This window comes from Amycolatopsis sp. 195334CR, from assembly GCF_017309385.1.
Taxonomy (GTDB): Bacteria; Actinomycetota; Actinomycetes; order Mycobacteriales; family Pseudonocardiaceae; genus Amycolatopsis.
Genome location: NZ_JAFJMJ010000002.1, coordinates 2,616,676 through 2,628,378 on the forward strand (window position 1 = coordinate 2,616,676; position 11,703 = coordinate 2,628,378).

The 11,703-nt window shown below is 71.5% G+C and carries 13 protein-coding genes and 1 pseudogene; 6 read left to right on the forward strand and 8 right to left on the reverse strand.

Annotated elements, in window-relative coordinates; translation table 11 throughout:
• Nucleotides 1-24: 24 nt before the first annotated feature.
• Nucleotides 25-489 (reverse strand): Lrp/AsnC family transcriptional regulator, encoded by a 465-nt coding sequence (locus JYK18_RS34980; RefSeq protein WP_206807666.1) that lies wholly within the window; start codon nt 487-489, stop codon nt 25-27.
• Nucleotides 490-582: 93 nt separating this feature from the next.
• Between JYK18_RS34980 and JYK18_RS34985 the strand changes: the two genes are divergently transcribed.
• Both JYK18_RS34985 and JYK18_RS34990 read left to right on the forward strand, forming a co-directional pair.
• The gene (locus JYK18_RS34985; protein ID WP_206807667.1) at nt 583-1,425 is read left to right on the forward strand and encodes an LLM class flavin-dependent oxidoreductase; all 843 of its coding nucleotides are present in this window, start codon (nt 583-585) and stop codon (nt 1,423-1,425) included.
• Complete coding sequence (locus JYK18_RS34990) at nt 1,422-1,838, forward strand: nucleoside deaminase (protein WP_206807668.1); 417 nt, start codon at nt 1,422-1,424, stop codon at nt 1,836-1,838. Before JYK18_RS34985 ends, JYK18_RS34990 begins: the two co-directional genes overlap by 4 nt.
• On the opposite strand, the gene JYK18_RS34995 is transcribed toward JYK18_RS34990, so the two are convergent.
• The 3 genes from JYK18_RS34995 to JYK18_RS35005 all read right to left on the reverse strand — a co-directional run bounded on the left by JYK18_RS34995 (nt 1,832) and on the right by JYK18_RS35005 (nt 5,206).
• Nucleotides 1,832-3,004, reverse strand: coding sequence for a glycosyltransferase (locus JYK18_RS34995; protein WP_206807669.1), 1,173 nt, complete (start codon nt 3,002-3,004; stop codon nt 1,832-1,834). The genes JYK18_RS34990 and JYK18_RS34995 overlap by 7 nt on opposite strands.
• A gap of 85 nt (nt 3,005-3,089) precedes the next feature.
• A complete protein-coding gene (locus JYK18_RS35000; protein ID WP_206807670.1) occupies nt 3,090-3,575 on the reverse strand; it encodes an SWIM zinc finger family protein in 486 nt (161 codons plus the stop codon).
• Entirely contained in the window at nt 3,572-5,206 is a 1,635-nt protein-coding gene (locus JYK18_RS35005; RefSeq protein WP_242582398.1) for a DEAD/DEAH box helicase, read from the reverse strand. The genes JYK18_RS35000 and JYK18_RS35005 overlap by 4 nt, the downstream gene beginning before the upstream one ends.
• A gap of 146 nt (nt 5,207-5,352) precedes the next feature.
• On the opposite strand from JYK18_RS35005, the gene JYK18_RS35010 reads away from it, so the two are divergent.
• Nucleotides 5,353-5,844, forward strand: coding sequence for a GNAT family protein (locus tag JYK18_RS35010; protein WP_307796191.1), 492 nt, complete (start codon nt 5,353-5,355; stop codon nt 5,842-5,844).
• A 135-nt stretch (nt 5,845-5,979) separates the two neighbouring features.
• On the opposite strand, the pseudogene JYK18_RS35015 reads toward JYK18_RS35010, so the two are convergent.
• The 3 genes and pseudogenes from JYK18_RS35015 to JYK18_RS35025 form a co-directional block, all read right to left on the reverse strand.
• Nucleotides 5,980-7,089: pseudogene (locus JYK18_RS35015) on the reverse strand (epoxide hydrolase family protein); the annotation flags it as partial.
• A 47-nt stretch (nt 7,090-7,136) separates the two neighbouring features.
• On the reverse strand, nt 7,137-7,634 hold the full coding sequence (locus JYK18_RS35020; protein WP_206807672.1) for a VOC family protein: 498 nt from the start codon (nt 7,632-7,634) through the stop codon (nt 7,137-7,139).
• 36 nt (nt 7,635-7,670) lie between these two features.
• On the reverse strand, nt 7,671-8,651 hold the full coding sequence (locus tag JYK18_RS35025) for an AraC family transcriptional regulator (RefSeq protein ID WP_206807673.1): 981 nt from the start codon (nt 8,649-8,651) through the stop codon (nt 7,671-7,673).
• 145 nt (nt 8,652-8,796) lie between these two features.
• Here JYK18_RS35025 and JYK18_RS35030 point away from each other — a divergent pair, with 145 nt between their 5' ends.
• Nucleotides 8,797-9,687 carry an NAD(P)H-binding protein gene (locus JYK18_RS35030; RefSeq protein WP_206807674.1) on the forward strand — a complete coding sequence of 297 codons (891 nt, stop codon included), beginning with the start codon at nt 8,797-8,799 and terminating at the stop codon, nt 9,685-9,687.
• Nucleotides 9,688-9,723: 36 nt separating this feature from the next.
• Nucleotides 9,724-10,212, forward strand: a complete 489-nt coding sequence (locus JYK18_RS35035; RefSeq protein ID WP_206807675.1) for a DUF1772 domain-containing protein — start codon at nt 9,724-9,726, stop codon at nt 10,210-10,212.
• On the opposite strand, the gene JYK18_RS35040 is transcribed toward JYK18_RS35035, so the two are convergent.
• Nucleotides 10,194-10,964, reverse strand: a complete 771-nt coding sequence (locus JYK18_RS35040) for an alpha/beta fold hydrolase (protein ID WP_206807676.1) — start codon at nt 10,962-10,964, stop codon at nt 10,194-10,196. The genes JYK18_RS35035 and JYK18_RS35040 overlap by 19 nt on opposite strands.
• 114 nt (nt 10,965-11,078) lie before the next feature.
• Between JYK18_RS35040 and JYK18_RS35045 the strand changes: the two genes are divergently transcribed.
• Entirely contained in the window at nt 11,079-11,627 is a 549-nt protein-coding gene (locus JYK18_RS35045; protein WP_206807677.1) for a PadR family transcriptional regulator, read from the forward strand.
• Nucleotides 11,628-11,703: the final 76 nt, after the last annotated feature.

Consider the following 11,703-nt stretch of genomic DNA (forward strand, 5'->3'; position numbering starts at 1 on the left):
TTCTCACCCCCTACACGAACGGGATCACCCCGGATCGACAGCCGGTGGTTCCTGGGGTCCGCGGAAGGGCAGGGTCTGGCTGTAGACCACGTTCGTGGTGGTGCTGCCGAACTGCGCCAGATCGTCCACCAGGTGCTCCAGGTGCGCCATCGACCCGGCGGCGACCTTGAGCGTGTAGCAGTCGTCGCCGGTGGTGCGCAGGCATTCGAGGATCTCCAGGCGCTCGCCGAGCAGCTTGTGCAGCGGGCCGTGCCTGCTGCCCGGGTACTTGAGCCGGACCACGGCCAGCACCGGGTAGCCGGCCTTGCCGAGGTCGACGGTGGCGCGGTAGCCGGTGATCACGCCCGCCGCCTCGAGGCGCTTGACCCGTTCGGTGGTGGCCGAGGCGCTGAGGCTGACCCGCTTGCCCAGCTCGGTCAGCGGGATGCGGCCGTCCCGCTGGACCTCGACCAGGATGGCCCAGTCGGTCGCATCGAGATTCTCGGTCATCGGCTGAAGATACCGGCAGATCCACGGCCGGTGCGGCGAAGGACCGGGAAGTGTCCCTTCCCCGGCGGGGGTCCGCGCTCCTAGCCTTGAGCTGTGCAGATAGGTGTCAACGTTCCCAATTTCGGCCCGGGCACCGACCCGGGCAGGCTCCGCGGCTGGGCGCAGGTGGTCGAAGGGCTCGGCTACGACCTGCTGATGGTCTCCGACCACGTGGTGATCACGCCCGACGTGGCCGAGCAGTACCCGCCGCCGTTCTACGAGCCGTTCACCACGTTGTCGTGGCTGGCCGGGCAGACCGGGTTGCGGCTGGGCACCACGGTGCTGCTGGCGCCGTACCGCCACCCGCTGCTCACCGCGCGGATGGCGGCCAACCTCAACGAGTTCTGCGGCGGGCGCCTGGTGCTGGGCATGGCGGTGGGCTGGGCGCGGCAGGAGTTCGAGGCGCTGGGGGTGCGCTTCGACCGGCGCGGGAAACTCACCGACGAGTACCTGCGCGCGATGCGCGCGGCCTGGGAGAACAAGGACGACTACCGCACCGAGCAGATCCCGATCTGGATCGGCGGCAACAGCGACGCCGGGATCCGGCGGGCCGCCCGGCTCGGCGACGCGTGGCACCCGCTGCGCAACACCGTGCCGTGGCTGCGCGACGGGCTGGGCAGGCTGCGCTCGGCCGCTGAGGCCGAAGGCCGCCCGGCACCCGCGTTCGCGCCGCGGATCATCCTGCGCCTGACCGACGCGCCGATCACCGGCTCGGAGCGACTGGCCGGCGAGGGCACCATCGAGCAGATCGTCGGCGATCTCGACGCCTTGACTCAACTGGGGGCTGAAACGGTGGTGCTCGACCCGTTCGGCGGTGATCCTGAGGAGACCCGCCACCCGCAGACCGCCTGGCACGCGCTCGCCGCGGTGGCCGACCACTGGGAGTTGACCCGATGACCGACGAGAATCTGCTGCGCCAGGCGATCGCGCTGGCCGCCAAGGCCCGCGCGGGCGGGAACCCGCCGTTCGGTTCGCTGCTGGCCGGGCCGGACGGCACCGTGCTCGCCCAGGACCACAACACCTCCCTCACCGACGACGACATCACCGCGCACCCGGAGCTGAAGCTGGCGCGGTGGGCGGCGCGGAACCTCGACGCCGAGACCGCGGCGGCGACCACGATGTACACCAGCTGCCAGCCGTGCGGCATGTGCACCGGCGCCATCGCGCGGTCGGGGCTGGGGCGGGTGGTGTTCGCGTTGTCGACCGAGCAGCTGATCGGGCTCAAGCCGGGCGGCGATTTCCCGGCGGTGCCGCAGGACGGCCCGGCGCTGTTCGACGAGGCCCGCGTGCCCGTCGAGGGTTACTACTGAACCAGCGCTTCGAGCAGGCGGACCGCGTGGCCGGCGTCCGGCAGGGTGGCGATCTCGTCCCGCATCCGGACGGCGGCTTCGCGGTATCCCTTGTCCTGTAGGACTTCCTGGGTGGCGTCGGCGATTTCGGCCGGGGTCGCCTCCAGTGCGTCGAGCACCTTGGCCACGCCGAGGTCGGCGCAGCGTTCGGCGTTGTGGGGCTGGTCGGCGCCCATCGGCAGCAGCACCATCGGCAGGCCGTGGGCGAGCGCGCCGAGCACGCTGCCGGAACCGCCGTGTGACACCACCGCGGTGCACCGGGGCAGCAGTGTCGCCTGCGGCACGTACTGCTCGATGCGCACGGAATGCGGCTGGGGCCCGAATTCCGCCGGGTCGATGTGCGGGCCGACGGTCATCACCACGTTCAGCGGCAGCTCGCGGAGTCCGGTGAGCACGCGGTGGAAGAGGTCGCCGGATTCGGTGTTGAACACGGTGCCGAGGGTGAAGTAGAGCGTGGGGGTGCCGTCCGTGACCGCAGTGGGTTCGACCGGGTCGAGGGTGAGCGTGGGGGTGCGGTCCGGGGCCGCGGTGGGCCGGACGGGGTCGAGAGTGAGCGAGTGCGCGGTGGGCGGCAGCGGGAAGTCCGGGTCGCGGTAGCTGGGCGGGAACGGGGAGAGCACGAGGTGCCTGCCCAGCATGGCCATCTCGGGATCCGGTGGGAGGCCGTGGCGCGCCCGCAGTTCGTTGAGGGGTTCGCCGACCAGGCCGGGCCGGATGAGCGAGCCGGCGGCGATCACCAGCACCGTGGCGTGGGGCAGGCCCAGGCTTTCGGCCGCGACGACAGCCCCGAAGTCGGCTTCGTCGCACACCACGAGGTCGGCCCGGAAGTCCTGGCACGCCTCGATGAGCCGCGGGCAGCGCTCCCCCGCGACCCGCCGGGCGTAGCCCTCGCGCAGGGCCAGCTCCTCGCGTTCGATGTCCGTCGCGACCAGCGGCATGCGCTCGCGGGCGCCGAAGGTGTCCCCGCCGGTGTCGTACGCGGTGAACCCCGCGGCTTCCACCGTCTCGACCATCACCGCCTGCCCCGCGAACGCCACCGCGTGCCCGGCGGTTTCGGCCGCGCGGGCGATCGGCACGAGCGGGTTGAAGTGGCCGGTACCCCCGGCGAAGGTGAACAGGATGCGCACCGCAACGATCTTGGCAGAGCCGGGGGCGCGGTTCGCGGGGTTTTGCGTCCCGTCTTGGCCGAGTCGGGGCGTGCGGGTGTTGCGGTCAGTCGCCGTAGAAGGTGGTGGGGTTGAGCAGGGCGAGCGGGATGCGGGTGGCGGTCGCCGCCGGGGTGTGGGTGAGGCCGCGCAGCAGGATGGCCAGGCGGGGCCGTTCGTCCAGCCGACGGGCGACTTCGTAGAACGTGGCCAGCGCGTGCACGCACGGGTTCTTGCGCTGGCTGCAGTCGCAGTCCGAGGCGACCCCGGTCATGCCGGGCAGGTCGGCGTGCACAGCGTCAGGGAGGTCGTCACCGCGCAGGTGGGTGCGGGCCACGTCGAGGGTGCCGGGATCCCACTGCGGCACGCTGATGCGCACCCGGTACCCGTCGACCGCGGCGGTCACCGTGCCCGGTGCGAGTTCGACGTCGTGGACCTGCTCGCGCCGGGCCAGCGAACGGGCCTTGGGCAGGCGCGAATCCGGTCGCGTCACCGAGGTGGGCTCGGCCAGGCGGACCCAGTCGCGACCCCAGACCGTGGTGCCGAAGCTCATCGGCGGCCTCCCGGTTCGAGCACCTCGCGCAGCCGTTCGTCGGAGAGCTTGGCCAGGTCGTTCTCGATGGTGCGGGTTTCCCCGGTGGCGATACCGGCCAGGTCGCGCTTGCCGGCGTGCAGTTCGGCGATCGTCTCCTCCAGCGTGCGTTCGGTGAGCAGGGTGTGCACGGTGACCGCGCGGGTCTGGCCGATGCGGTGCGCGCGGTCGCTGGCCTGGTCCTCGACCGCGGGGTTCCACCACCGGTCGAAGTGGACCACGTGCGTGGCGCGGGTCAGGTTGAGGCCGAACCCGGCCGCGCGCAGGCTCAGGATCAGCACCGGCGGCGCGTCGTCGTCTTCCTGGAACGCGCGGATCAGCTCCTCCCGCGCGGCGATCGACAACCCTCCATGCAGGAACGGCGCGCGGAGGTGCCCGGACAGCATCTCCCCGGTTTCGCGGTACTGGGTGAACACCAGCGCGCGCTCGCCGTTGTCCATGATCTCGGCGAGCATCTCGGTGACGCGGTCGAGCTTGCCCGAGCGGCCGTCGAGGCGTTCGGCGCGCGGTTCGGGGTGATTGCACAGCTGCTTGAGCCGGGTGAGCAGGGCCAGGATCCGGCCGCGCCGCTCGATGCCGGAGCCGAACCCGTCGCGGAAGGCGCCATCCATCGCCGCGCGGTAGAGCCTTTCCTGTTCGGCGGTCATCCGGCAGACCACGGTGGTTTCCAGCTTGGGCGGCAGTTCGGGGGCGACCTCGCGCTTGCGGCGGCGCAGGATGTGCGGGCCGACGATCTCGTGCAGCCGCACCGCGGCGGCGTCGGAGCGGCGTTGCTCGACCGCGGTGGCGAACCGGCGGCGGAACCGCGCGCGGCTGCCGAGCAGCCCGGGATTGGTGAACGCGAGCAGCGACCAGAGTTCGTCGAGCCGGTTCTCCACCGGGGTACCGGTCATCGCCACGCGCAGGCGGGCTTCGAGGGTGCGCGCGGCGCGCGCGGTCTGCGAGTCGGGGTTCTTGATCTGCTGCGCCTCGTCGAGCACCACCACGTCCCACGGGGTCGCGGCGAACTGTTCGGCGTTGGCGCGCAGTTTGCCGTAGCTGGTCAGCGTGACCGAGGTGAGGCCGGGTGCGAAGCGCTCGAGTTCGCGGGCCCAGTTGCCCAGCAGCGAGGTCGGGCAGACCACCAGGTGCGGCCCGTCGGCGCGGGCGGCGAGCAGGGCGATGGCCTGCACGGTCTTACCGAGGCCCATCTCGTCGGCGAGCACGCCGCCGCCGTCGGCGGCCTGGAGCCACGCGACCCCGGCGCGCTGGTACGGGCGCAGGGCGATGCCGTCTTTGGGGTGGCCGGTGACGCTGCGTCGGGCCGCGTCGATCGCGGCGCCTGCCGACCAGATGGTGGTGCCGTCCAGGCCGAGTGCCGCGTGCCCGGCGGTCGGCAGCCGTGGTTCGTCCACTGTGGAGCCCTCGCGGAGGGCGGCGGCGATGCGGGCCCACGCGTGCACCGACGCACCGGCCTCGGGTCGCGGCGACCACCCGGCCAGCGCGGCGATCGCCGGTTCCGGCTCGACCAGGACCGCGGGCACCTCGGCGGGGACCACCTGCCCGCCGACCGGTAGGGCGAGGCGCAGGTTCGCCGGTTCTCCGGCGGGCAACCCGGCCGAAGACGCACTCGCCCCTGGATTGTCAACCCCCCACCAGGCGAATTTTTCCGCTTCCACCACAAAACAGGCTTGAAGCCGCCCTGGCAGTACTAGGGTCATCGCCTGCCCACCCTAGTGAAAAACCGAGCGGAGCGCTGGTGCCTGCCGAAATCATCCTGCGAGAGTGGACAGCCGACGACGCGGACTGGTACGTCCGGCAGATCGCCGATCCGGACATCCGCCGCTTCACCACCGAACCGCCCACGCTGACCGCCGAGCAGTTCCTCGAAGCACTCGACCGGCTCAACGGCACCGACGACGAACTCGGTTTTGTCGCGGTGGACGCGGTTTCCGGGGAGCGCCTGGCCAATCTCGCCGCCCTGCGCAACGGCGGCACGGCGGTGGTCAGCTACTGGGTCACCGCCGAGGCCCGCGGCCGCGGGGTGGCGACCGCGGGCCTGCGGGAACTGTGCGACCGCGCACTGGCCCACTGGCCGATCAGCGAGCTCCGGCTGTACACCCACGCGGACAACCTCGGTTCGCAGCGGGTCGCCGAGAAGGCCGGATTCCGGCCGTTGGCGGACATGCCGACGGTGCGGGAGGTCTACGGCGTGAAGTGGCCGGTGCGCTGGTTCGAGCGCACCCGCTAGTCGGCAGGGCCCGGTCTTCCACGCTGTCGGTCTTCCGCGCTCCCGGCTCCCACTGGTCGGCGCGCCCTGTCATCAACGCCCCCGACAGATGACGCCCCGCTCGTCGGCGCTCCCGGTTGTTGGCGCACTCGGTTGTCAGCGCAGCTGGCGGAAGAAGGCGCGGATGTCACCGGTGAGCAGGTCCGGTACCTGCAGCGCGGCGAAGTGCCCGCCTCGGTCGAATGTGGACCAGTGCACCACGTTGTGCTCGCGTTCGGCGAAGCGGCGGATGGTGGCGTCGCCTGGGAAGACCGCGATGCCGGTGGGGACCGGGCTGAAGGAGATCTTCTGTTCCCAGTTCGCGGCGCCTTCGCGGTAGAGGCGCGCCGACGAACCGGCGGTGCCGGTGAGCCAGGTGATGCTGACGGTGGTGAGGATCCGATCGGGATCGATGCCGCCGACGTCGTCGCCGTAGGCGTCGAACCATTCGGTGTCCCAGGCGAGCAAGCCGGTCGGTGAGTCGACCAGGCCGTAGGCGAGGGTCTGCGGCCGGGTGCCCTGGATCTGGGCGTAGCCGGAACGTTCGCCCGACCAGTTGTTCAGATCGTCCACAATGGCCAGTTCGGCCTCGGTGAGGCCGTCGAGGTCGTGGCCGGGGAAGGCGACGAAGGCGTTGAGGTGCAGCCCGATCATGCGGTCGCCGTCGAGGCGGGCGAGTTCCGGGGCGATCCGGGCACCCCAGTCCCCGCCCTGCGCGCCGTAGCGGTGGTAGCCGAGGCGGCGCATGAGCTCCGCCCACGCCCGCGCGATCCGGGTGACGTCCCAGCCGGTTTCGGTGGTGGGCCCGGAAAAGCCGTAACCGGGGATCGAGGGCACCACCACGTGGAAGGCGTCCGCCGGGTCGCCGCCGTGGGCACGGGGGTCGGTCAGCGGGCCGAGCAGCTCGGCGAACTCGGCACCCGAGGCGGGCCAGCCGTGGGTGAGCAGCAGCGGGACGGCGCCGGGTTCCCGGGAACGGACGTGGAAGAAGTGCACGCGCTGGCCGTCGATCGTGGTGGTGAACTGGGCGAAGCGGTTGAGCGCCCGCTCGTGCCGGCGCCAGTCGTAGGTCGTGCGCCAGTACTCGGCGAGTTCCTTCAGCCGCGCCAACGGCACGCCGTAGGTCCAGCCGGTGCCGGGCAACTCGTCGGGCCACTTCGCCGCGGTGAGCCTTGCCCGGAGGTCGGCCAGCGCGACCTCCGGGATGTCGATGCGGAACGGGTGGACGGCGCGCCTTCGGTCATGGCACCGAAGTTAGGACCGATCGCGGCCGGTCACCTTCCGCTTTCGACCAGGTCCCGGCTCTGCAGGTACTCCATCGCCGCCACCCAGTCCGGGTCGGTGGCCCGGCGCGCCAGCTCGGCCTCGTCCACGTCTTCCACGCGGGTGTGCACCCACCAGAGGTTGCCGAACGGATCGAGCACCCGGCATACCCGGTCCCCGAAGGGCGCGGTGGTCGGCCGCGTGAACGAACGCCCGCCCGCGGCGAGGGCGCGTTCGTAGGTGGCGTCGCAGTCGGCCACGTACAGGCGCAGGAAGCTCGGCGTGGCCGGCCAGTCGGGCCGCTTGTCGAAGGCCATCACGATGGCGTCGCCGATCCGGAACTCGGCGTGCCCGATGTAGCCGTCCTCGTCGGCGACGCGGAAGATTTCCTCGGCGCCGAACGCGGCGGTGACGAACTCGATCAGCTTGCCGGTGTCGGCGGAGATGATCCACGGGGTGACCGTGGTGTACCCGGCGGGAACCCCGTTCACGGCGGCCGTCTTGGTCATGGTCTGCGCTCCTCGTTCTCGGTGACTGACACCAAGTTAGAAGGCAAGTAGGTCAGCTTCGGTCCTACTTGTGCCGCGCGTGCGCACCGATCCCGGCGAGACCCCGACCACGCGCTTGAACGCGCGGCTGAACGCCGCCTCGGACTGGTAACCGAGCTTGCCCGCCAGTTCGGCGACGGTGGCGCCGTCCTCGCGCAGCGTGGTCAGCGCGACGTTCATCCGCCACCGCGTCACGTAGTGCATCGCGGGCTCGCCGACCAGCTCGGTGAAGCGGGCGGCGAACGCCGAACGCGACATGGCCAGCTCGTCGGCCAGCGAGGCCACCGTCCACTCGCGAGCGGCGTCGCGGTGGATCAGCGAGATCGCCCGCCCGATCTGACGGTCCTGCAAGGCGCCGAGCCACCCGGTGCGCGCCACCGGATCGGTTTCCATCCACGACCGGATCGCCTGGATGACCAGGATGTCCGAGAGCCGGGTGATCACCGTTTCCCCACCGGGACGCGGCTGCGCGGCCTCGGCGATCATCAGCCGCAGGCTGCTCTGCAGCCACTCGGCCTGCGGTGAGTCGGCGGCGGCCACGTAGATCAGCCGCGGCAGCAGTTCGAGCAGCTTGGCCGCCGCGGGGTGGTCGAACCGGACCGCACCGCAGATGATGCCGCTCGGGGTGCCGCCCCCGCCGTGGTGCAGGATCGCGTACCGGTCGCTGACGTAGTCGTGCGGCAGCTTCTCGATCGCCGCCGCGGGCAGCTCGCGGTCCGTCCAGAGGGCATGCCCCCGGCCATGTGGCACCAGCGCGAGATCACCGGGGCGGAGCTCGCGCGGCTCGGCGCCGTCGACCTCCAGCGTGCAGCTGCCCGCGGTCACGACGTGGAACCACACGCAGTCGCGCACGGACGGGATAGCCACGTGCCACGGCCCGCTCATCTCCGACCGGCAGTAGAACGCGCCGCTCATCCGCAGGAAGTGCAGTGCCTCGCCGAGTGGATCCGCCGGTGGCGGGATGTCGCCCGTTCTCATGGTTCGGGAGTATGCCGCCGCGGAAGATCGTTCGTCCACGGTCGCTGGACGAACGAGCAGGAAACCGCGATTCACGGTCATGGTTTGTCCAGGACCCCGCCGCCATAGTTGGACGCACAGCAAGGAACCCAACCAGGAGGACACCATGACGATCACCGTGCTGGGCGCGACCGGGAACACCGGCGGCAAGATCGCCGAACTGCTGCTGGCGGCCGGGGAATCCGTGCGGGCCGTGGGCCGTTCGGCGGAGAAGCTGGCCCCCCTGGCGGCGGCCGGCGCCGAACTCGCTGTCGGCGACGTCGGCGACCCCGACTTCCTCACCGAGGCCTTCCGCGGCGCTGACGCGGTGTACACGCTGCTGCACACCGGCCCGGAGGTCGAGGACTACTTCACCGAGCAGGACCGCAAGGGCGAGGCGATCGTCGAGGCGGTCCGCAGGACCGGCGTGCGGTACGTGGTCTCGTTGAGCAGCGTCGGCGCGGAGCGCCCGGCCGGGACCGGCTTCATCGTCAGCCTGCACACCCAGGAGCAGCGGCTGCGCTCGCTGGAAAACACCAGCGTGCTGTTGTTGCGGCCGGGGGCGTTCTTCGAGAACTTCCACGCCGCGGTCGGGCTGATCAAGCAGGCCGGGATGTACGCCGACTCGGTGGCGCCGGACGCGAAGATCCCGATGATCGCCGCGCGCGACATCGCCGAGGTGGCCGCCGAGGCGCTGCGCAAGCGGGATTGGACCGGCGTGGTGGTGCGCGAACTGCTCGGCGAGCGCGACCTCAGCTACGCCGAGGCCACCCGGATCCTGGGCGAGGCGCTGGGCCTGCCCGAACTGCCGTACGTGCCGATGCCGGGCGCGGAAATGGCCGAAGCCCTGCGGCAGGCCGGGTTCTCGGCGACGGCGGCACGCCTGCAGGTGGAGATGACCGCCGCCTTCAGCGACGGCACCGTCGCCGCGACCGGCGAGCGCACCGCGGCGAACACCACCCCGACCCGGTTCGAGGACTTCGTGCCCGAACTCGCCCACGCCTACCGCCAGCTGTGAAATTCTCCTTTCCCTGACCCAGTCGAGGAGCCTGCGATGCCTGACGCCCTGATTTCCGGACTCACCCTGGCCGCCGCCGTCGGCGCGGGCCTCAACGGCGGCCTGTTCTTCGTCTTCTCCACCTTCATGATGGGCGTGCTCGGCGCTCTGCCCCCGGCCCAGGGCATCACCGCGATGCAGGGGGTGAACCGGCGGATCCTCAACCCGCTGTTCGGCCTGGTCTTCGGCGGGACCACGGTGATCTGCCTGTTCCTGGTGGTGGTCACGCCGTTCTCCGGCGCGGCGGGCGGTGGGTGGCGTCTCGGGGGCGCGCTGCTGCTGGTGCTCGGCATGTTCGCCGTCACCATGGTGTTCAACGTGCCGCTGAACAACGCGCTCGACGCGGCTGACGCCGACAGCGCCGAGGGCGCGAGCTTCTGGCGGGACCGCTACCTGACCCGCTGGACCGCGTGGAATCACCTGCGCACCTTCGCCTGCACCGGGGCCGCCGTCACGCTGACCATCGCCTACGGCGCCAGTGCCTGAGCCCGGCGGACCGGGATCAGCGTCGGCCGGGGCGGCACGGTCAGGAACCGGGTGACGATCGCGGTGGTCAGCTCGGGCTGGTCCACCAGGATCGCGTGGGAGGCGCCGGGCACCACCGCCAGTTGCGCCTCGCGCAGGCCCCGGTACAGGGCGAGCGTGTGCTCGGCGTGGACCAGGTCGTCGTCCGCGGCGACGACCAGCGCCCGGCAGTCGATCCCGGCCAGCTCGTCGGTGGTGCACGACGGGTCGGGATTGGCCGGGTCGGTCAGTTTCCGGAACACCACCGGGAAGTGCTCGGGCCCGTCCGGGGAGACCTCGCCGTAGTAGTCGATCACCTCCCGCGGCATCTCGCCGTCGGGGTCGGGCTGCACCAGGAACCCGTCGGTGGCGAACGCGGAGCTGATCAGCACCAGCTCGCGCACCAGGTCGGGCCGCCGCAGCGCGGCCAGCAGCGCGACGAAACCGCCGTCGCTGTAGCCGACCAGCCGGGCCGGGCCCCGCACCACCTGCTCCAGGAAGGCGATGGTGTCCTCGGTCATCCGCTGGTGGGTGATGGGGCCAGGTGCGTCGGCGGTGCGCCCGTGGCCGCGGCGGTCGAACCGGTACACCCGGAAGTGTTCGTTGAGCGCGTCCAGGTTGCCGGTGAACTCCCTGGCGTCGCTGAACCCGCCGTGCAGCAGCACGACCGGTTCTCCCTCGCCGCGCACCTCGTACCAGGTGCGCGTGCCGTTCAGTTCGATGTGCTCCCCCATGGGTCCTCCCTCGTCAGAGCGGGTCTGTCGACCTCACGACGAACTGAAGCACCCGGCACCGACAGTTCCGGATCGAGCGGAATAACCTGTGGTCATGATCGGGCGGAACGGCTGATGGCGGCGACCACGCGGCTGCTGGTGCTGGGCGCGCTCCGCGAGACCGGCCCGGTGCACGGCTACGACCTGCGGCGAGAACTGCTGTCCTGGGGCGCGGCCGAATGGGCCAACGTCGCGCCGGGGTCGATCTACAACGCGCTGAAGTCGCTGGAGAAGGAAGAGCTGCTGGAGGTCGTCGGCACCGACCGGCAGGGCGCGCGTCCCGAGCGGACGACCTACCGGCTCACCGATGCCGGGGAGGCGGAGTTCCAGCGGCTGCTGCGGGAGAACCTGTGGGACACCAGTGTGCCGAACCACCCGCTGCTGATCGGCCTGGCTTTCTTCCCGCACCTGCCCGCCGAGGAGCTCGCGGCGGCGATGCGGCGGCGGGCGGAGGACCTGCGGGCGCGGGCGGAATCGACGCGCGCCGGGGTGCGGTCGATCCTGGCGGGCGGGCCGATTCCCCGGCACGTCGCTGAGAGCTACCGGTTCGAGGCCGCTCAGCTGGAGGGCGAGGCGACCTGGGCGGCGGAGTTCGCCGAGCGACTGGACAACGGCGAGTACTGACGCGCGGGAGTCGTCCGGGTCGTCCTGGAGCGCCTGGTCCGCGGTGAAAGCTGACTCGCGGTAGCTGCCGAGCCAG

What these genes read in the sequence shown, in the direction of transcription:
- JYK18_RS34980 (WP_206807666.1), bottom strand. Translation starts at nt 489, where the DNA reads ATGACCGAGAATCTCGATGCGACCGACTGGGCCATCCTGGTCGAGGTC.
- JYK18_RS34990 (WP_206807668.1), top strand. Translation starts at nt 1,422, where the DNA reads ATGACCGACGAGAATCTGCTGCGCCAGGCGATCGCGCTGGCCGCCAAG.
- JYK18_RS35000 (WP_206807670.1), bottom strand. Translation starts at nt 3,575, where the DNA reads ATGAGCTTCGGCACCACGGTCTGGGGTCGCGACTGGGTCCGCCTGGCC.
- JYK18_RS35020 (WP_206807672.1), bottom strand. Translation starts at nt 7,634, where the DNA reads ATGACCAAGACGGCCGCCGTGAACGGGGTTCCCGCCGGGTACACCACG.
- JYK18_RS35025 (WP_206807673.1), bottom strand. Translation starts at nt 8,651, where the DNA reads ATGAGAACGGGCGACATCCCGCCACCGGCGGATCCACTCGGCGAGGCA.
- JYK18_RS35030 (WP_206807674.1), top strand. Translation starts at nt 8,797, where the DNA reads ATGACGATCACCGTGCTGGGCGCGACCGGGAACACCGGCGGCAAGATC.
- JYK18_RS35035 (WP_206807675.1), top strand. Translation starts at nt 9,724, where the DNA reads ATGCCTGACGCCCTGATTTCCGGACTCACCCTGGCCGCCGCCGTCGGC.
- JYK18_RS35040 (WP_206807676.1), bottom strand. Translation starts at nt 10,964, where the DNA reads ATGGGGGAGCACATCGAACTGAACGGCACGCGCACCTGGTACGAGGTG.
- JYK18_RS35045 (WP_206807677.1), top strand. Translation starts at nt 11,079, where the DNA reads ATGGCGGCGACCACGCGGCTGCTGGTGCTGGGCGCGCTCCGCGAGACC.